Annotated in this window: 18 protein-coding genes; 8 read left to right on the top strand and 10 right to left on the bottom strand. The window is 63.7% G+C overall.

Features of this window, described 5'->3' with window-relative positions; translation table 11 throughout:
* The first annotated feature begins 19 nt into the window (after positions 1 to 19).
* Genes ABIC03_RS16570 through ABIC03_RS16580 form a run of 3 tightly spaced genes read left to right on the top strand, consistent with a single transcriptional unit; the run spans position 20 to position 2,553 of the window.
* Positions 20 to 403, top strand: a complete 384-nt coding sequence (locus ABIC03_RS16570) for an Mth938-like domain-containing protein (RefSeq protein WP_007590678.1) — start codon at positions 20 to 22, stop codon at positions 401 to 403.
* Positions 400 to 1,263, top strand: a complete 864-nt coding sequence (locus tag ABIC03_RS16575) for a phytoene/squalene synthase family protein (RefSeq protein ID WP_354059198.1) — start codon at positions 400 to 402, stop codon at positions 1,261 to 1,263. Before ABIC03_RS16570 ends, ABIC03_RS16575 begins: the two co-directional genes overlap by 4 nt.
* 45 nt (positions 1,264 to 1,308) lie before the next feature.
* A complete protein-coding gene (locus tag ABIC03_RS16580) occupies positions 1,309 to 2,553 on the top strand; it encodes a threonine ammonia-lyase (RefSeq protein WP_354059200.1) in 1,245 nt (414 codons plus the stop codon).
* Positions 2,554 to 2,570: 17 nt separating this feature from the next.
* Here ABIC03_RS16580 and ABIC03_RS16585 read toward each other — a convergent pair whose 3' ends face one another.
* From ABIC03_RS16585 to ABIC03_RS16605, 5 genes are all read right to left on the bottom strand, one after another.
* Entirely contained in the window at positions 2,571 to 3,749 is a 1,179-nt protein-coding gene (locus ABIC03_RS16585; protein ID WP_354059202.1) for an aminotransferase class V-fold PLP-dependent enzyme, read from the bottom strand.
* Between the two features lie 78 nt (positions 3,750 to 3,827).
* Positions 3,828 to 4,385: a CAP domain-containing protein gene (locus ABIC03_RS16590; protein WP_275171192.1), complete on the bottom strand. Its 558-nt coding sequence runs from the start codon at positions 4,383 to 4,385 to the stop codon at positions 3,828 to 3,830.
* A 105-nt stretch (positions 4,386 to 4,490) separates the two neighbouring features.
* Positions 4,491 to 5,585: a serine/threonine protein kinase gene (locus ABIC03_RS16595; protein WP_354059204.1), complete on the bottom strand. Its 1,095-nt coding sequence runs from the start codon at positions 5,583 to 5,585 to the stop codon at positions 4,491 to 4,493.
* A gap of 7 nt (positions 5,586 to 5,592) precedes the next feature.
* Complete coding sequence (trmFO, locus tag ABIC03_RS16600; RefSeq protein ID WP_354059206.1) at positions 5,593 to 7,020, bottom strand: methylenetetrahydrofolate--tRNA-(uracil(54)-C(5))-methyltransferase (FADH(2)-oxidizing) TrmFO; 1,428 nt, start codon at positions 7,018 to 7,020, stop codon at positions 5,593 to 5,595.
* A 126-nt stretch (positions 7,021 to 7,146) separates the two neighbouring features.
* Entirely contained in the window at positions 7,147 to 7,299 is a 153-nt protein-coding gene (locus tag ABIC03_RS16605; RefSeq protein WP_007590701.1) for a DUF1127 domain-containing protein, read from the bottom strand.
* 627 nt (positions 7,300 to 7,926) lie between these two features.
* On the opposite strand from ABIC03_RS16605, the gene ABIC03_RS16610 reads away from it, so the two are divergent.
* The gene (locus ABIC03_RS16610) at positions 7,927 to 8,253 is read left to right on the top strand and encodes a hypothetical protein (RefSeq protein ID WP_354059208.1); all 327 of its coding nucleotides are present in this window, start codon (positions 7,927 to 7,929) and stop codon (positions 8,251 to 8,253) included.
* 66 nt (positions 8,254 to 8,319) lie between these two features.
* Here the strand turns inward: ABIC03_RS16610 and ABIC03_RS16615 are convergent, their stop codons facing one another.
* Positions 8,320 to 9,144, bottom strand: coding sequence for a lytic murein transglycosylase (locus ABIC03_RS16615; RefSeq protein WP_354059210.1), 825 nt, complete (start codon positions 9,142 to 9,144; stop codon positions 8,320 to 8,322).
* Positions 9,145 to 9,274: 130 nt separating this feature from the next.
* The gene (locus tag ABIC03_RS16620) at positions 9,275 to 10,183 is read right to left on the bottom strand and encodes a DUF2189 domain-containing protein (RefSeq protein ID WP_275171187.1); all 909 of its coding nucleotides are present in this window, start codon (positions 10,181 to 10,183) and stop codon (positions 9,275 to 9,277) included.
* Positions 10,184 to 10,514: 331 nt separating this feature from the next.
* Here ABIC03_RS16620 and ABIC03_RS16625 point away from each other — a divergent pair, with 331 nt between their 5' ends.
* The gene (locus ABIC03_RS16625; RefSeq protein WP_275171186.1) at positions 10,515 to 10,898 is read left to right on the top strand and encodes a DUF3597 domain-containing protein; all 384 of its coding nucleotides are present in this window, start codon (positions 10,515 to 10,517) and stop codon (positions 10,896 to 10,898) included.
* 54 nt (positions 10,899 to 10,952) lie between these two features.
* On the opposite strand, the gene ABIC03_RS16630 is transcribed toward ABIC03_RS16625, so the two are convergent.
* Complete coding sequence (locus ABIC03_RS16630; RefSeq protein ID WP_354059213.1) at positions 10,953 to 11,228, bottom strand: GNAT family N-acetyltransferase; 276 nt, start codon at positions 11,226 to 11,228, stop codon at positions 10,953 to 10,955.
* Between the two features lie 101 nt (positions 11,229 to 11,329).
* Here ABIC03_RS16630 and ABIC03_RS16635 point away from each other — a divergent pair, with 101 nt between their 5' ends.
* A complete protein-coding gene (locus ABIC03_RS16635; RefSeq protein WP_354059215.1) occupies positions 11,330 to 12,259 on the top strand; it encodes a tetratricopeptide repeat protein in 930 nt (309 codons plus the stop codon).
* Between the two features lie 63 nt (positions 12,260 to 12,322).
* Here the strand turns inward: ABIC03_RS16635 and ABIC03_RS16640 are convergent, their stop codons facing one another.
* Positions 12,323 to 12,679, bottom strand: a complete 357-nt coding sequence (locus ABIC03_RS16640) for a hypothetical protein (RefSeq protein WP_354059217.1) — start codon at positions 12,677 to 12,679, stop codon at positions 12,323 to 12,325.
* 179 nt (positions 12,680 to 12,858) lie between these two features.
* On the opposite strand from ABIC03_RS16640, the gene ABIC03_RS16645 reads away from it, so the two are divergent.
* Entirely contained in the window at positions 12,859 to 14,466 is a 1,608-nt protein-coding gene (locus tag ABIC03_RS16645; protein ID WP_354059219.1) for an acyl-CoA synthetase, read from the top strand.
* A 9-nt stretch (positions 14,467 to 14,475) separates the two neighbouring features.
* Positions 14,476 to 15,336 carry a PCC domain-containing protein gene (locus ABIC03_RS16650; protein WP_354059221.1) on the top strand — a complete coding sequence of 287 codons (861 nt, stop codon included), beginning with the start codon at positions 14,476 to 14,478 and terminating at the stop codon, positions 15,334 to 15,336.
* A gap of 16 nt (positions 15,337 to 15,352) precedes the next feature.
* Here the strand turns inward: ABIC03_RS16650 and ABIC03_RS16655 are convergent, their stop codons facing one another.
* Positions 15,353 to 17,425 carry a DUF1217 domain-containing protein gene (locus ABIC03_RS16655; RefSeq protein ID WP_354059223.1) on the bottom strand — a complete coding sequence of 691 codons (2,073 nt, stop codon included), beginning with the start codon at positions 17,423 to 17,425 and terminating at the stop codon, positions 15,353 to 15,355.
* Between the last annotated feature and the right edge of the window lie 124 nt (positions 17,426 to 17,549).

The raw sequence follows: 17,549 nt of genomic DNA on the forward strand, positions 1-17,549 counted from the left end.
GCTCATTCGGATGAAGCTCATGGCCGGCGATCCCAACGCACCGCATTTCCCCCGCTCGGCGCCGATCGAAGCTTACGGCAAGGGCGGCTTTGCCTTTGCCGGCATGTCGCATCGGGGATCTCTGCTTTGCCTGCCCGACGCGATCTGGGCCTGGGACATAACGGACCCCGCGAAGATCGACCGCTATTCGCTGGATCGAGTCTTCAAGTCCGCCAACAGTATCGACACGCTCCTGATCGGCACCGGAACCGGGGTCTGGCTGCCGCCGGCGGAACTGCGCCAGGCGCTTAAAGCGGCGAGGGTGGTTCTGGATACGATGCAGACCGGTCCCGCCGTGCGTACCTACAACATCATGATCGGCGAACGGCGGCGCGTCGCGGCCGCGCTGATCGCCGTGCCATGAGTGGCTCCGCGCCGCCGCCGGATTCTGCTGCGTTCTGTGCTGACCTCGTGCGCAGCCACGACTTTCCGCGCTATGCCGCGACCCTGTTCGCGCCCGCTGCCGAGCGCCGCGCGCTGCTGGCGCTCTATGCCTTCAATGTCGAGATCGTCCGCGTCCGCGATCAGGTGAGCCAGCCCTTGCCCGGTGAAATCCGCCTGCAATGGTGGACCGACATGCTGTCGGGCCAGGTCCATGGCAGCGCCGAGGGCAATCCGGTGGCGGCGGAGCTGCTCCGCGCAATCCGTGATTTCGGCCTGCCGGTCGAGCCGCTGTCGCTGCTCGCCGACGAGCATCAATTCGATCTCTACAACGACCCAATGCCGACCATGACGGCTCTAGAAGGCTATCTGGCCGCGACCTGCGCGGCGTTGTTCGCTCTCGCGGCGCGGATCATGGCGTCACCCCTAGACCCAGCCGAGCATCTCGCGCGGCATGCCGGGTTGGCTCAGGGCATCGCGCAAGTCATCACGAACTTGCCGCGTGATGCGGCGCACCGGCAATTGTTCCTGCCGCAGCAGCTGCTGACCAGCCACAATTGCAATATGGAGGACGTGTTCGCCGGCAAGGAGACGCCGAATTTGCGCGCCGTCCTGGACCAGCTCGCGAGCGAGGCCAAGCAGCATTTGACCACGGCCTTGTCGCTGTTGCCCGAGGTGCCGGTGTCGGCACGGCCAGCGTTTCTGCCTTTGAGCCAGGTACGGGCCGACCTCGAGCGCCTGTCGCAGCCAGGGCGCGATCCCTTTACGCCGCAGCCATCGTCGCGGCTGCGCACGCTGTGGACGCTGTGGCGGGCCTCGCGTTCCCCAAAGTTTACCAAATAGCGGTTGGCTTATCGCCTCGAACGGCCAAATGACCTATGCTGTCCCATGGCTGAGTTGTCCCAAAGTATCGCCACGGATCTCGGCGCCTTTCCGGTCTCGCTGAGCGACATTCATGCCGCCGCCGCGACCATCCGCGGCGCCGTCGTCGAGACGCCCTGTAGCTACAGCCGCACGCTGAGCAATATCTGCGGCTGCGACATCTGGCTGAAATTCGAGAACCTCCAGTTCACGTCCTCGTTCAAGGAGCGCGGCGCGCTCAACCGCCTCACGACGCTGACGCCGGACGAGCGCGCGCGCGGCGTCGTCGCGATGTCGGCGGGTAACCACGCGCAGGGCGTCGCCTATCACGCCAAGCGGCTCGGCATTCCCGCAACCATCGTCATGCCGGTCGGCACACCCATGGTGAAGATCGAGAACACCAGGCATCACGGCGCCGAGGTGGTGGTAACGGGCGCCACGCTGGAGGAGGCGGCCGCGTTTGCGCGCAGCCACGGCGAAGCCCGCGGCATGATCTTCGTCCATCCCTATGACGATCCGCTCGTCATCGCGGGGCAGGGCACGGTCGGGCTGGAAATACTCAAGGCAGTGCCGGAGCTCGATACACTGGTCGTCCCGATCGGCGGCGGTGGCCTGATCAGCGGGATCGCCATTGCTGCGAAATCGATCAAGCCGTCGCTGCGGATCCTCGGCGTCGAGGCCTGGCTCTACCCCTCGATGTACAACGCCATCCACGACGGCAATCTGCCGGCACGCGGCGACACGCTCGCCGAAGGCATCGCGGTGAAAACGCCCGGCAAGATCACGGCCGAAATCGTCCGCCGCCTCGTCGACGATATCGCACTGGTGAACGAAGCCGAGCTCGAGCGCGCGGTCGCTACTCTGATCTCGATCGAGAAGACGGTCGTCGAAGGCGCCGGCGCCGCCGGCCTCGCCGCGCTCATGTCCGACCCGTCCCGTTTCGCCGGCCAGAAGGTCGGGCTGGTGCTGAGCGGCGGCAATATTGACACACGTCTGATCGCATCGGTCCTGACCCGCGAGCTGGCGCGCGAGGGGCGGCTCACCCAATTGTCGCTCGACATCCCCGACAGGCCCGGCCAACTGGCTGCGGTCGCGGCACTGCTGGCCGAGGCCGGCGCCAACATCATCGAGGTCTCGCACCAGCGCACGTTTTCGGATCTTCCGGCCAAGGCGACGTTGCTGCAATTGGTGATCGAGACCCGCGACAGCGCCCATCTCGACGAGGTCATGGCGAAGCTTGGCGCATCCGGATTGAGTGCGCGCTGTACCTGAGCTCTGCGCGCCCGCCGCTATCGCGGCGTCAAACCCGCCAAATGGGCGATCAGCCGATCGATCTCGGCTTCCGTATTGTAGTAATGCGGGGAGACGCGCACCACCGGCGGCAGCGAGCGAATTTCGGCATCGATGCGCGTGCTCGACGGATCTGAGGCACCGATCGTGATGCCGGCTGCGGCCGAGCCGCTGACGACCGCTTCCGCCTCGTACCCTTCCACCGTGAAGCTGACGATGGCTCCCGGAGCGCGTCCGAGGTCGCGAATTCTGATGCCGCGAATGGACGCAAGGCCGCCCCGAAGGCGGTCCGCCAGCATGCGGCAACGCCGCTCGATCGGGCCGATCCCGATATCAAGGGCATAATCGACGGCGGCGCCGAGCCCAAGCCGGGCTGCGTAGTTGTTCTCCCAGGTCTCGAAGCGGCGCGCATCGTCACGCAGCCGATAAGCGTCCCGGGAGACCCAGGGTGCGGCGAAGTGGTCGATCATTGGCGGTTCGAGCTGGTGCAGCATTGCCCGGCGGACGTAGAGGAAGCCGGTGCCGCGCGGGCCGCGCAGGAATTTGCGGCCCGTCGCCGACAGCATGTCACAGCCGATGGCCTCGACATCGACCGCCATCTGTCCGACGGCCTGGCAGGCGTCGAGGAGATAAGGAATGCCTCGTGCTCGCGCGATCTTGCCGACGGCTGCTGCGGGATTGACCAGCCCGCCATTGGTCGGAACCCAGGTGATCGCAATCAGTTTCACGCGCTCGTCGATCATGCGTTCGAGCGCGGCGAGGTCGAGTTCGCCGCTGGCATCGCTCGGCACGATGTCGATCGCGACGCCTGTGCGCTTGGCGACCTGAAGAAAGGCGACATAGTTGGCCGCGTACTCCGCCTCCGCGGTCAGGATCCGATCGCCATCGCGAAACTGAAGCGCGTAGAAAGCCATCTGCCAGGCAACCGTCGCGTTCTCCATGAGCGCGATCTCATCAGGCGCGGCATTCAGCAGGCGGGCGACCGAGCCGTAAACGGATTCAAGCCGGCGCGACTCCCGATCGGCAGCGGCATAGCCTCCGATCTCGCTCTCGAGGTCGATGTGTTCCTTCATCGCCGCAACCACCGGCGCCGGCATCAGCGCCGCGCCCGCGTTATGAAGATAGGCGAGCCGAGAGGCAGCCGGCGTCTCGCGACGAATTCGGTCGATATCCATCATCCATGCCTCCGCGTCTCGCGACCCTCGTGCGTGGATTAAACGCGTCGAGGGAAGCGGGCAAGATGGCTGGGCTTGATCTCAGATGCAGAGGCCGAGCAGCTTGATGTGGCAGCCGCTGGATTTCGGCTTGCTCGCAGGCGCGGCCTCGCGCTTCACGGCAACCAGAGGCTCCCCGTCTTTCTTGCCTTTGCCTTTGCCCTTCGGCTCGTAGTCGCCGGCGATCACCATCGCCCAATAGGTGCGTTTGCCGCTGGCGTTCTTCGCGCTCGCGATCCCGACGCGAGACGCGTTGTGCAGCAGCAGGTTCTTGCGGTGACCGGACGAGTCGATCCATTGTCCGAGGGTCTTCTCGAAATTGTCGTAGCCGTAGGCGATGTTCTCGGCAGCGCGGCCTGCGCCGGCAGGTGCGACGCGGCGGTTGAACGGGCCGAGGGCGTCGTGACTGAGGTCGTCCTTCGTCGCCATCGCGCGCGCCTGGTCCATGGCGATGCGGTCGAGGGTCGAATCGCGGACGACGCGGACCTCACCATGCTTGAGGCGGAAGCTGGAGATCAGGTCGGCGGGGGATTCGGCCATTGCGGACGTGGTGGCGAACAGCAGAAGGCCGGCGATCAGGCCGCCAACCACACGATGCATCATCGTCCCCCGAGTGCCCATGACCCCGCCAAGTCCCCCCGCCAAGCTCGAATTATCGGATCGCTTCTCTATCGCCAATGTGGACGCTTCAAGGCGTGATCCACGCTAGCCCGCCGGCAGGTCGGCCTCGAAATTGAAGCGGTCGCGCAGGTTCTTGCGCTGCTCCAGGATGTCCTTGAGGAAAGCACGGTCCTGGTCGTTCTTCATCATGGGCTCGATCAGATCGAGCTGGTTCATGGCGACCAGTTGCAGGATCTCTGTGCGCGGCTTGCCGTCGGCGTTGCGTGGCAGCGCGTGCACGACCTGGATGTGTTCCGGCGGCTTCGGCCCCTTGGCGGCTGTGAGCTCGTTCCGCAATTGGCCTTCGAGCGCGGCCTGATCGGCTTCGACGAAGGCATAGAGCCCGACACCGGAGCGTCGATCGGCAAAGGCGACGATAGCGGTGTCGCGCACGGCGGGGTTCTTGCGGATCAGTTCCGCCAGCACCGGCGCGTCGTTGACGAGCCTTCGGCCGCCGCCTTCACGGTCGGTGAAGTTGAACAGGCCGCGCGTGATTGCCCGATAGACCTTCTTGCCGGTGGCGAGCCACAGACTGGCGGCGAACGACTTCTTCGCCAGGATCTTGCGCTCGCGCGGCGTCAGCGCCTCCGGCGCGTAGGAGCGCTTGTGCTTGAGCAGATGCCGGAGATCTTCATAGGCCAGGACGCGGTAAAGCCGGCCGCGACGGTCGAAGCAGGCCGCGAGCTGGAAGTCGGTCACATAGGCGCGACCGTCGCGGCCGACCAGCCAGTTCTGTTCCTTGGCAAGATCGTTGTGGCAGATACCGGCGCGGCGCAGCCTTCGCAGCGCGGCCTTGGCCGAGCGAAAATAGGCGAGGTCGCCATGCGGTTTCGCCAGATGCAGTGCGACACCATCGACGAAGCTGCGCACCAGCGCGCGGCGTCCGGCCCACAGCAGCTCCGGGCCGACATCGAGTCCCTTGGCGAGTGCCAGCGCATGCTTCTCGCGGGCGAACAGATGGCGCGCCAAGAGGAATGACCACCACGGCACCTCGTCGAGGCGGCGCAGCACCGCGTCGACCTCGCCGTCATCGTCGCGGAAGCGGCCGCGCTCGACGGTCGAGAACACGTCGCGCTTGAGCAGCACGCCCTCGGTCCAGCGCGCCGAGAGTGTTGCGGCGTCGTCGTTGGGAAGGTTCATCGAAAACTCACGCCGCGGCGGCAATGCGCAGGTGATCGGCGATCCAGCGATCGAGATCGGCGAGCGCCAGCGCGCTCAACGCCTGCTTTTTGGCCACCGTCTTCTCGTTTCCGCGCAGTCGGCTTCCGTCGGGCTTCTTCGTCGGTGCGCTGGCGAGCGGCGGGAACAGGCCGAAATTGATGTTCATCGGCTGGAACGAGCGCGTGCCGGGCTCGATGGTCTCGATATGACCGCCGGTGATGTGGCCAAGCAGGGATCCGAGCGCCGTCGTGACCGGCGGACTCGCAAGCGTCTCGCCGCGCACCTCCGCTGCCGCATAGAGACCGGCAATCAGGCCGACGCTGGCGGATTCCACATAGCCCTCGCAGCCCGTCATCTGGCCGGCAAAGCGCAGCCGCGGCTGCGCGCGCAGGCGCAACTGGCCGTCGAGCAGCTTTGGCGAGTTGAGAAAGGTGTTGCGATGCAGGCCGCCGAGGCGAGCAAATTCCGCCTTCTCCAGCCCCGGGATGGTGCGGAAGATGCGTTGCTGCTCGCCGTATTTCAGTTTCGTCTGGAAGCCGACGATGTTGTAGAGCGTGCCGAGCTTGTTGTCCTGGCGCAGCTGCACGATCGCGTAGGCCTTTGTGGTGGGGGCGTGCGGATTGGTGAGGCCGACCGGCTTCATCGGCCCGTGGCGAAGAGTCTCGGGGCCGCGTTCCGCCATGACCTCGATCGGCAGGCAGCCGTCGAAATAGGGCGTGTTGGTCTCCCATTCCTTGAACTCGGTCTTCTCGCCGGCGACCAGCGCTGCGACGAAGCCGTCATACTGCTCCTTTGTCATCGGGCAGTTGATGTAGTCGGCGCCGGTGCCGCCGGGGCCGACCTTGTCGTAGCGCGACTGGAACCAGGCCACCGACATGTCGATGGATTCGCGGTGCACGATAGGCGCGATCGCGTCGAAGAAGGCGAGGGCGTTCTCGTCGGTCAACTCTCTGATCGCGTCGGCCAGCGGCGCCGAAGTGAGGGGGCCGGTCGCAACGATGACGTTGCTCCACTCGGCCGGCGGCAGGCCTGCGACCTCGCCGCGGGCGATCTCGATCAGGGGATGATCGTTCAGCGCCTTGGTGACGGCCGCTGAGAAGCCGTCGCGGTCCACCGCCAGCGCGCCGCCGGCGGGCACCTGGTTGGCGTCGGCTGCGCGCATGATCAGCGAATCGAGGCGGCGCATCTCGGCATGCAGCAGGCCGACGGCGTTGTTGGCGGCATCGTCCGAGCGGAACGAATTGGAGCAGACGAGCTCGGCAAGCCCATCGGTGCGGTGTGCCTCGGTCATGCGGGTCGGCCGCATCTCGTGAAGCACCACGGGCACGCCTGATTTGGCCACCTGCCAGGCGGCTTCGGAGCCGGCAAGGCCTGCGCCGATCACGTGCACGGTATTTGATTGGGGTCCTGTCATGGGGCGGACAGGTAGCGCTTTTCGGCGATCAGTGGAATCGCCGAGATCGAGTTTTCTGCCTCCGGATGCGACAACGCCCGCACGAGGCGGGCGCTATCGGTTCGTCCGGTTAAGGGCTGAACGATATCAGCCCTGATACTGACCGGCGGCAACGCGCGGGATGTCCGAGCGATCGAGGCCGATGTCGGCCAGCTCGCGATCGCTGAGCTGGGACAGCTCGGCAACATTGCGCTGATAGTCCCGGAAAGCCTGGATCATGCGGATGAGCGAGAGCAGCATTGGTAGTCTCCTGTAGTTCGATTCAGCTCTTGCCCGAGCCTCATCGTTGGAATGAATATAGGTGAGAGTGGTGCAGTGCGAAAGTTCCTGTGTTGCGATGCAGCTAAGCGCTCAATGCATGGCATTGGTAACGGACGATTAACCCGGAAGCACTCCCGCCCAAAGGGTAGGCGGAACAGAGGACATCGCGCTAAAAATGCCCGTTAATTCACGGATTTGTCTTGGCTCAGCCGGTTCCATTCAGAGGTCAAATAGGCTGCTTTCCGGTCGTCGTAAGATGATTGACTAGCTCCTATACCCAAGTCTCGCATGCGCGAATCGCATGATGGGCGGAGTGAAAAAAGTGAATTTGTGTTCATCTCGCTAGTCTGTGCGGTACCTTTCCACTGCGGCCAGCGATTCGCCTGGATCGACGTGACAAACGGCTGCCAGGCAGGGACGAATTCATTCCGCTTGGTCAGCCCCAACCGCCGCCCGGGCGCGGTGCACACACGCTGAACGTGTGGCGTTGATTACAAACGTGTAATGAAAATCAGAAATTTTGCATGTGGCTCTGCGTGGCGCGCAACATCACGCAATTCTCGCGGGGAATTCATTGCGTCAAGTTGCCGCGCCCGGAGGAAGGTGATGTCGCAGAATCCGGCAATGTCGCTGGCTCTGGCCCAAGAACAAGAGAAGGAAGGTAACGTCATGACGAAGTTACTCGGGGTTATCGCTATTGCCGCTGTCGCGTTCGCCGTCGCGCCGGCCCAAGCCGCCAAGCACGCCGCCGGCGGCTGCAGCTCGGCCAATCTGGAGAAGACCGAGACCGCGATCGAGAACATGGCCGATGGTGACGGCAAGTTCGTCGCGCAAAAGGAGATCGCAGCCGCGCAGGACTCGCTGCTCAACGGCAAAATGGGGGCGTGCGGCGCGCATCTGAACAAGGCGATGCACGCCACCATGGGCAAATAGGGGTAAAAACGCACAGAGAGGGCCGGTCGCCAGGCGATTGGCCTTCCGCGTTTTGACGAGGGGCTGCTAAGGGGCGCGCGCGAGCTGGGTGGCGAAATACGCGATGGTCTTCGAGTAGACCTCGCTTTTGTTCCACTGCTGCAGCACCGCGAAGTTTGGACTGCCCGGCTGCCAATCCTTACCCTTCTGCCAGCCATAACCGGCAAGATAGTTCGCGGTGGAGGCGAGCACGTCAGGGGCGTTGTGCAGGAGATCGCGCTTGCCATTGCCGTCGAAATCGACGGCGTATTTCATCCATGACGACGGCATGAACTGGGTCTGTCCGAGCTCGCCGGCCCAGGCGCCCTTCATGTCGGCCGGTGCGAGGTCGCCGCGCTGGACGATGCGGAGCGCATCCAACAGCTCGGCGCGAAATTGCTCGGAGCGCCGACAGTCATAGGCCAGCGTCGCCAGCGAGCGGATGGTCGCGAACTTACCGGTATTGACGCCGAAATCGGTCTCGAGACCCCAGATCGCGACCAGCACCTCGCCAGGCACGCCGTAGGTCTGCTCGATGCGCGACAGCACCGAGCCGTATTGCTTCATCATGTTGGAGCCGCGCGTCAGGCGCGGCGGCACCATGCGGCCGGAAAACTCCTCGAAGCTCTGGCTGAAGACCTTCTGCGAGCGGTCGCGGTTGAGCACGCTCTGATCGAGCGTTACACCGGCGAGCCCGGCGGAAATGGCCTGTTGCGAAACGCCTTTGGCCGCGGCGTCGGTTTTGAAGTCTGCAAGCCACGCGTCGAAATTGCCTGAACCGCAGGCAACAGCGGCGAGCGCCGGCTGAGCGGATAAGATGGACGCGGTGATGGCTAAGGCTGCGAGGGCGAGACGAGAAATCGTCGGGGTCATTCGAGCAAATAAATTCCGTGAAGTGATCTGAACGGCGGGCGCAATCTCGGTGGAAACCGCGGCCAAAGCAAGGCGCATGGCGGTGCGCGATCCTGCCCGCACCGGGGCAGGATCGCACGTCACGATATCGTCAGGCGTCGGTCCGATTGCGCCAGGGGAAGAGGTTGGCGGGGAAATCGGCAGCCGGCTTGCGTGGACGATGCGGTGGAGGCGGCACCGGGCGCGCGCCCGGATCGGCCGCGATCACCTTGCGGTAGAGATGCCAGGTGGCATGGCCGAGCACGGGGACCACCACGGCAAGGCCGAGGAAGGCGGGAATCGTGCCCAGCGCCAGCAGGACGGCCACGATCAGGCCCCAGGCCGCCATCGGCACCGGGTTCTTCGCGACGACGCGCAGCGACGTCACCATTGCCTCGAACGCGCCGGCATGGCGGTCGAGCATCAGCGGGAACGACACGGCGCTGATGCAGAGCGCGGCAAGGGCGAACAGGAAGCCGGTGCCGCAGCCGACCACAATCAGCCACCAGCCTTGCCGGCTCGTGAGCACGCGCGTCAGAAAATCCGAGATCCCGGACGCGCCTTCATAGCCGAAAGCGGCGACGTAGATCGCCTGCGCGGTCGCAACCCAGGTCACGAACAGGGCCAGCAGCAGCGCGCCGAGGCCGAGCATGGCGCCGAAGGAGGGCGAACGCAGCACCTCCATGGCATCCCAAGCGCTGGCTTCTTCATAGCGCTCGCGCCGGCTGGAGAGCTCGTACAGACCGAGAGCGGCGAACGGGCCGATCAGCGCGAAGCCCGCGGCCAACGGAAACAACAACGGCAGCACTGAATAGCCCATCACCACGCGGGCGAGCACAAGGCCCAGCACAGGATAGATCACGCAGAGGATGATGGCGTGGCTCGGCACCGCCTTGAAATCTTCCCAGCCGCGCTTGAGCGCATCGTTCAGATCGGAGAGTTGGATGGTTCGGATCACCGGTCCAGCCGCTTCGGCGGTCTGGGCCATGGTGGGGACATTGCCCTGGTAGAGTGTGGCCATGGTCGCTAGCTCCCTTGCCATGCGGCCGCATCTGGCGCCAGCAAACGGCGCGAGCGGCCGCTGTTCTGAGTTTCGCGATCTCAACCAGACCCGATTCTGGATGGCATCGCGAACTGAACGTGAAGCGTACGCCCATTTGCGAGTCCTGTCCCTCACGCTTGGGTGAGATTCGATGCCGCAGCGCAACCTCGACGATGTCATTCGGTCGTCATTTCGCCGCAGATAAGCTGATGCTGCGTGTTGGTTCGCGGAACTTCGCGGGCGCAATGACGCAACTTGGTCTATAAGGGCCACTCAAGGCCCTTCCACGGGTCCTTTTCGGGGAGCAGACATGAGCATTTTCGGGAAAATTATGGGCGCGATCTTCGGTAGCCATCCAGCTTCCGCGGCGCCCGCAGGCAGCGCACCATCGGGCAGCGCGCCCGCGGGGGCGGCGCCAAGCGGATCGGCCCCAGCGGTGGACGTTGCCTCGATCGTCGACGCGGCGGTCGCCGCGCACAAGGGCGAAAAGCTGGAATGGCGCACCTCGATCGTCGACCTCATGAAGGCGCTCGACATTGATTCCAGCCTTGCTGCACGCAAGGACCTTGCCAAGGAGCTCGGCTATAGCGGCGACACCAACGATTCCGCGAGCATGAACGTCTGGCTGCACAAGCAGGTGATGTCCAAGCTCGCCGCGAACGGCGGCAAGCTGCCGCCGGAGATCAAGCACTGACCGAGATCGCCGGTCGTAACCCAAGGGCCCGCGATCGCGCGGGCCCTTTTGCATTCAGGCGACGAGATCCGCATCTTCCGGATGCCTGTCGAGATAGTCGACGACAAAGCCGCAACCGGCGATCACCTTCCTGCCGTCGCGGCGGATCAATTCCAGCGCGCCCTTGACCAGCTCGGAGCCGATGCCGCGGCCGCGCAGCGCGCGCGGCGTCTTGGTGTGGGTGATGATCACCGCCGACGGCGTCAGCCGGTAATTGGCGAAGGCGATTTCACTGCCGACATCGAGCTCGAAGCGGCTTCTGTCCTTGTTGTCCCGTACCGATGGCGCCATGCAAAATCCTCCCGACATGCTGCTTGCCTCTGATTTAGGCGCCTGAACCGGCCCTTGCCAAGGTGCGACCAAGAGAGGTTCGCAGGGGAGATATCCGGAAAATGCGTGTCCCGCTCAGCCTCTTGGCGCTGCTCGCCGCACTGATCTCGCCGGCGCCGGCTGCGGCGGCAGGCGGTCCGGCCTGGGAGGCTTGCGTCGGCTTGACCAGCACGCCGGACGAGCGGATCACGGCTTGCTCGATCGTGATCGAAACGAACAGCGAGAGCGGACGTCGGCTCGCCGGCGCTTATTGCAATCGCGGTCATGGCCTCACCGAGAAGCGCGAGCTCGAGGCGGCGTTGTCCGATCTCGACGAGGCGGTCAGGCTCGACCCCGGTTATGCCTGCGCCCACAACAATCGCGGCCGTGTCTACAGTTCCAAGCGCGACTATGATCGCGCCATCGCCGATTACGACCAGGCCATCAAGCTCGATCCGTCGCTGGCGCTGGCCTACGGCAATCGCGGCGAGTCGCGTTTCAACAAGGGCGATCTCGACGGTGCGTTCGCCGACTTTGATGCCGCGATCAAGCGCGATCCCAAATACGCCATGGCCTATGCCAATCGTGCGTTGGTTCATTACCGCAGGCACGACATGGCGCACGCCATCGCCGACTACACGACGCGGATCAAGCTCGCGCCCGATGTGCTCGCCTATATCGACCGGGGCAACGTCTATCGCGACAGCGAGCAGCTCGATCGCGCCGCCGCCGATTATGGTTCGGCGATCCGTGTTGCGCCGACCGACGCGCGGGGCTGGCGCAATCGCGGTATGATCCGGCTCTATCAGGGCGACAGCAAGGGCGGCGTTTCCGATTACGACAAGGCGCTGCAATACGATCCCTCCGACGTGTTCTCGTGGAACAATCGCGGACAGGCTAAGCTGCGGCTCGGCGACAAACAGGGCGCGATTGCCGATTTCAGAAAGGCGCTGGAATTGAAACCGGGCCTGCAGACCGCACAGGAGTCATTGCGCAAGCTCGGGGCGTTGTAGCTCTCGGTCGCTTCTCGCGACGACGGGGTCGGAGTTCCTCCGGGTCCTGATAGTCCGGATGCTTCAATCGGTCGCTTTGGCGAGCCTGGAATCCTCGGGCTGCAGCTGCGGGCGCAGGCATCCCTGACAGATGACGAGGGAACGGTTGACCCTGGCGTCCTGTTCAGCCTCGATGCCGTCCTGCGCCTGCCACCATTCCTTTGAATAGGGCTGAAGCCCGGCTTGCGATCTGTTGCGCTCGGATCGGGCGGTCCGTGCTGGTTCTGAGGCAGCGCGCGGGTGATTGGGATTCTCGCCGGCGCCGTCCCAGGCATAGCGCGTAGACTTGAAGGCGGGATCGGAGGCGAAGTGCGCTTGTGGGCCCACGGCACACCCGGCAAGCGCCAGCGATAGCAGGAGGAGGGCGGGCGCTTTGACCATGATGAGGCACTCTTTACGCGAGAACTGACGAAGGTTGCGCCGATCATGTTTAAAATTTCCTGAACGGTTGGGTGGGCTGCGCCGCGCCCGGCAGCCTTGCAGGGGTACTGGCGATGGCGATAAATGGGCTGCAATGAGCGGGCGGTTCGTGTGCCGTCCGCCGCCGAAGAGGAAACCCGATGCAGCCCCTGCGCATGTCCCGCCGCGTCATGAATCTCGCTCACATGCTCACCCAGAATGCGCGGCGGCATGGGGCGCGTCCCGGTTTCGTCTGGGGTGACAGATCCTGGACCTGGCGCGAGATCGACGCGCAGGTCTCGGCGCTGGCGGCAGCCCTCGCGGCGCGCGGCATCGCGAAGGGCGACCGCATCCTCGTCCATTCCAAGAACGGCGACGAGATGTTCTTCTCGATGTTCGCCGCGTTTCGGCTCGGCGCCGTCTGGGTACCGACCAATTTCCGCCTGATGCCGGACGAGGTCGCCTATCTCGCGCAGGCTTCCGGCGCGAAGGCGTTTCTGTGCCACGTCGATTTTCCCGAGCACGCCGCGGCGGTGAAGGATGCAGAGCTGGAATTCACCTGGAGCATTGACGGTCGGGCGCCATTTGCCGAGACGTCGATTGCGGATGCCGTCGCTTTGCGCGCAGGCACGGTGGTCGAGAACGTCGCGGTCGAGCACGACGATCCCTGCTGGTTCTTCTTCACATCGGGAACCACCGGCCGCTCCAAGGCTGCGGTGCTCACCCACGGTCAGATGGGTTTTGTCGTCACCAACCATCTCGCCGATCTCACCCCCGGCGTCACCGAAGCGGATGCCTCGCTGGTGGTGGCGCCGCTGTCGCATGGCGCCGGAGTGCATCAGCTGGTGCAGACCGCGCGCGGCGTGTGCACCGTGCTGTTGCCGACGGAGAAATTCGACATCGACGAGGCGTTCCGCCTGATCGAGGCGCATCGGGTCAGCAATCTCTTCGTGGTGCCGACCATTCTGAAGATGATGGTCGAGCATCCCGCCGCCGACAAATACGATCATTCCTCGCTGCGCCAGGTAATCTATGCGGGTGCGCCGATGTATCGCGAGGACCAGAAGGCTGCGCTGAAGAAGCTCGGCAAGGTCATCGTGCAGTATTTCGGCCTCGGCGAGGTGACCGGCAACATCACGGTGCTGCCGGCGGCGCTGCATGACCCCGAGGACGGGCCGCACGCGAAGATCGGCACCTGTGGCTTCGAGCGTACCGGCATGCAGGTTTCGATCCAGGACGACGAGGGCCGCGAACTCGGCGCCAACCAGAGCGGCGAGATCTGCGTGATCGGCCCCGCGGTCCTTGCCGGCTACTACGACAATCCCGATGCCAACGCGAAGGCGTTCCGCAACGGCTGGTTCCGCACCGGCGATCTCGGCCACATGGACGAGGAGGGGTTCGTCTACATCACGGGACGAGCCTCCGACATGTATATCTCCGGCGGCTCCAACATCTATCCGCGCGAAATCGAGGAGAAGATATTGACCCATCCTTGCGTCGGCGAGGTCGCGGTGCTCGGCGTGCCCGATGCGACCTGGGGCGAGGTCGGCGTTGCCGTCTGCGTCGCCCGCGAAGGCGCGAAGCCGGTGAGCGAAGCGGAGATGGCGGCATTCCTGTCGCCCAAGGTGCCGCGCTACAAGATGCCGAAGCGGTTCTTCTTCTGGGAGGCCTTGCCGAAATCCGGCTATGGCAAAATTCCCAAACGGATGGTTCGCGACGAGCTCGAGGCGCGCGGGTTGCTCGATCTCGACAAGATACGGACGGGCTGAGCGAAGGTCATGCGCAGCATCAAGCAGCCCGGTGCGCCGGTCGCCAAACGCATCCAATGGGTGGAGGCGAGGGGACGCGCTTTCTCCTTCACGCTTCAAGCAGGTCTGCCGCTGCTGGAGGCGGCGCGCCGCGGGTTTGCCGCGGAGGGATTTGCCGGCGGCGTGCTCAACTTCGGGCACGGCACGCTCGGGCCGTTCGGCTATGTCATGCCGGCGCTGTCGAAGACCAGCGAGAACGCCGCGTTCTATAGCGACACATTCCGGCCAAGCGGCGTGACGCGCACCAGGCTCGGCAGCATGACGCTGGGCATGCGCGACGGCGCGCCGTTCTTTCATTGCCATGGGCTGTGGACGGAGGCCGATGGCCGCGCCAGTGGCGGCCACATGCTGCCGGACGAGACCGATGTCGCCGAGCCGTTCGAGGTCGAGGCCTTCGGTCTCGATGGTGCGATGTTCAGCGCCGAGCTCGATCCCGAGACCAATTTCAAGCTGTTCGGGCCAGTGACGGCTGCGCGCACCGGCGCGCGCACGACCAGCCGCGCTTTCGCGCTGCGGCTGCGCCCCAATCAGGATTTTGCCGGCTGTCTCGAAGACTTCTGTCGCGCGCAGGGCATCGCGCGCGGGAAGATTCATGGCGGTGTTGGTTCGACCATCGGCGCCCGATTTACTCATGGCGGTGTGACCGAGCCCTTCGCGACCGAGCTTGCAGTAACCGCCGGCACGATTGCGGCCGGCCTCTCCGGCGCCCTCGAAGCCGCACTCGAGGTTGCGCTGATCGACTACACCGGCGGCATGGCGGAGGGCCGTCTGATCCGTGGCGATAATCCCGTATTGATGACCATGGAGCTGGTGCTCGAGGTGTTGGGCTAGCCCCGAAGAGCGATCATCAGTGGGTGCGTAGCTTGGCAATGGCCAAGTATGTGGAGTCACTGATCCCCGAACCGGATCCCTGGAACAGGTTGAGCAGGGGGGATTGACCCTGGCCGGTGCTCTGGCTGTTTCTGATGTCATACATGGCGGAGAAACGGTTCAGCAGCTTTGCAACCTTCGCGGGATCGGACAGGTCCTTGATCTTCATGAATCTGTCCACGAACTTGGCCTGCTGATCGATCGGCATCGCCGCCATCGAGTCAGGCAGATCGAAGGTGGTCCTGAACACCTCCGAAAGCGCCTTGTCGGCAAGGATGTCGTACGCGGACGTGATGTCCCCCGCCTTCCGCTGGAAATAGATCGCCAGGCGCACGCCGGGATTCGCATCCCCTTGCTGCTGCTCCAGGCTTTGCTCGACATAATTCGCCTGTGTTTCCCGAAACTGATCCCGCTTCTGCGGACCCATCATCGGAGGGCGCGCGACGTTGCCCTTGCTGTCGAAATTGAACGACGCGACGATTTCGGCAAAGCGAGGATCGTTCTCGGTGTTCGCAAAGCTCTTTGGATTGTTCAGGTCGGAGCTGAAGATATTCTTGAGAAATTCCGTGCTGACCTTCCTGGGGTCCAAGCCCTTTGCCAGGAGGATGAAATCAACCATCGGCCTGTTTGCGAGAAGATCGGAAACACTGTCGATCCCGGTGATGGCTTGCTGATATTCCGACGCATCCTTCGTGGCCTGTGCCCGAACTGCCGCCTGCTGCTGGGGAGTTGCCGTGCTTGCGCTCTTCACCGCTGCAACGACATAGTCCTTCGCGATCTGGAGGACTTCAGCCGAGTCCTGGGCCACCAAGGGGGTCGTTAGATTGCCCTTTGCGTCGAAGTTGAAGGCGCGTGCCAGCTCCAGATATCGATTGTCCTTGAGGGTATAGACGTAGCTGTTGGGGTCGTTGAGATCGCTTTCGAGCACGGCCGTGACAGTCGCCGCCGAGACGTTTGCGGGATCGAGGCCGACAGCTCCCAGCGCAAAATCATACACGCCTGGTGTCGATACGAACGCCTGGACTGAATTGATCTTGAGGATGGCTGTTCTGAATTGCCTGATCGCAAAAGCTTCGTTCAACGGGCTCGCCGCCGAATAGACGTCGGACTTGCTGTCGTCGAACCTCTGTTTCGTGATCGTGACGTTTGCAGCACTCTGCGCGGATACGCCTGACGGAAGCGACCCGTCGGAGGAAAACTCGAACGCGCCGGCGAGGTCCACAAACCCGCCGATCGTCCCTATCTGGTCGCTGAGGCTGGAAATGCTGTTCGCATATGACTCCAGGTGATACTTTTCGACCAGGATCTGGACGTTCAACTGGGTCACGTTCGCGCCCGGTTGCGAGAGTTGGGCGGTGTAGTCGGCGATCCTTGAATTGGCTGCGGTGACATCCGATCGGGCCTGAGCAAGGTCGGCGTTGAGGCCACTCAGCTGAGAGGCGAAAGTGGTGTTGACGTAGCTGCTGGGATCGGATGGATCGCTGCGCAAGACCTGACTTATCGTGTCACGCGACGACTTGCCTTGATCGATCCCGTACGCCGAATAGACATAGTTGCGAAGACGGTCGTTGTTCAGGAGCTGGTCTGCACTGCTGATGTTGCCGATTTCGGCGCTGTAGTAATTCGAGTCGCCGGTAAGTGCATCGACCTGGCTCTTCCTGGTCGCCGTATACAGACCGATCATCTCATCCGTCTGGTTCTCCGATTGCGCAACCGGCGTGGCGCTGCCATTGAAGGAAAATGCCGCGGCGAACTCGCGGTAACGCTTGTCGACCAGCTTGTTGACAAAGCTGTTTGCGTCGGAGAGGTCGCTCTCCAGCACCTTTTTCATGAAGGCCTTGGCGTAGGCCATGTCTTCCAGACCATATGCCTTCGTTGCATAGTGATAAAGGCGATAGTCTTTCATGAAGTCGTCGATGGACTTCACCTTGCCGATGTGGGCTTTGTAGTAGGCGGCCTCTCGCGCCACGTCCTGTTGCTGTTCGACCCGCGTCAGGGACTGCTTGAGATTGCGCGCGATGTAGCTGTAACTGAAATACGTTGATACCATCGCGCACTCCTCGCGGCTCTTACAGTCCCGGACGTCCGTCAATCATTGCGGGGTCGCGAGGTGGGGGCTGGCCTCATGCCAGGAAACTGTCTCAGCTGCGTATCCCAATGATGAATTCGGCCCA

The sequence above is a fragment of the Bradyrhizobium sp. RT6a genome, from assembly GCF_040547675.1.
Taxonomy (GTDB): domain Bacteria; phylum Pseudomonadota; class Alphaproteobacteria; order Rhizobiales; family Xanthobacteraceae; genus Bradyrhizobium.

Bases quoted from the DNA above. Each gene is read 5' to 3' on its own strand.
- ABIC03_RS16625 (WP_275171186.1), top strand. From the start codon at position 10,515: ATGAGCATTTTCGGGAAAATTATGGGCGCGATCTTCGGTAGCCATCCA.
- ABIC03_RS16645 (WP_354059219.1), top strand. From the start codon at position 12,859: ATGCAGCCCCTGCGCATGTCCCGCCGCGTCATGAATCTCGCTCACATG.
- ABIC03_RS16655 (WP_354059223.1), bottom strand. From the start codon at position 17,425: ATGGTATCAACGTATTTCAGTTACAGCTACATCGCGCGCAATCTCAAG.
- ABIC03_RS16610 (WP_354059208.1), top strand. From the start codon at position 7,927: ATGTCGCAGAATCCGGCAATGTCGCTGGCTCTGGCCCAAGAACAAGAG.
- ABIC03_RS16615 (WP_354059210.1), bottom strand. From the start codon at position 9,144: ATGACCCCGACGATTTCTCGTCTCGCCCTCGCAGCCTTAGCCATCACC.
- ABIC03_RS16580 (WP_354059200.1), top strand. From the start codon at position 1,309: ATGGCTGAGTTGTCCCAAAGTATCGCCACGGATCTCGGCGCCTTTCCG.
- ABIC03_RS16650 (WP_354059221.1), top strand. From the start codon at position 14,476: ATGCGCAGCATCAAGCAGCCCGGTGCGCCGGTCGCCAAACGCATCCAA.
- ABIC03_RS16590 (WP_275171192.1), bottom strand. From the start codon at position 4,385: ATGCATCGTGTGGTTGGCGGCCTGATCGCCGGCCTTCTGCTGTTCGCC.
- ABIC03_RS16585 (WP_354059202.1), bottom strand. From the start codon at position 3,749: ATGATGGATATCGACCGAATTCGTCGCGAGACGCCGGCTGCCTCTCGG.
- ABIC03_RS16570 (WP_007590678.1), top strand. From the start codon at position 20: ATGGCCGGCGATCCCAACGCACCGCATTTCCCCCGCTCGGCGCCGATC.
- ABIC03_RS16630 (WP_354059213.1), bottom strand. From the start codon at position 11,228: ATGGCGCCATCGGTACGGGACAACAAGGACAGAAGCCGCTTCGAGCTC.
- ABIC03_RS16635 (WP_354059215.1), top strand. From the start codon at position 11,330: ATGCGTGTCCCGCTCAGCCTCTTGGCGCTGCTCGCCGCACTGATCTCG.
- ABIC03_RS16595 (WP_354059204.1), bottom strand. From the start codon at position 5,585: ATGAACCTTCCCAACGACGACGCCGCAACACTCTCGGCGCGCTGGACC.
- trmFO (WP_354059206.1), bottom strand. From the start codon at position 7,020: ATGACAGGACCCCAATCAAATACCGTGCACGTGATCGGCGCAGGCCTT.
- ABIC03_RS16575 (WP_354059198.1), top strand. From the start codon at position 400: ATGAGTGGCTCCGCGCCGCCGCCGGATTCTGCTGCGTTCTGTGCTGAC.
- ABIC03_RS16620 (WP_275171187.1), bottom strand. From the start codon at position 10,183: ATGGCCACACTCTACCAGGGCAATGTCCCCACCATGGCCCAGACCGCC.
- ABIC03_RS16605 (WP_007590701.1), bottom strand. From the start codon at position 7,299: ATGCTGCTCTCGCTCATCCGCATGATCCAGGCTTTCCGGGACTATCAG.
- ABIC03_RS16640 (WP_354059217.1), bottom strand. From the start codon at position 12,679: ATGGTCAAAGCGCCCGCCCTCCTCCTGCTATCGCTGGCGCTTGCCGGG.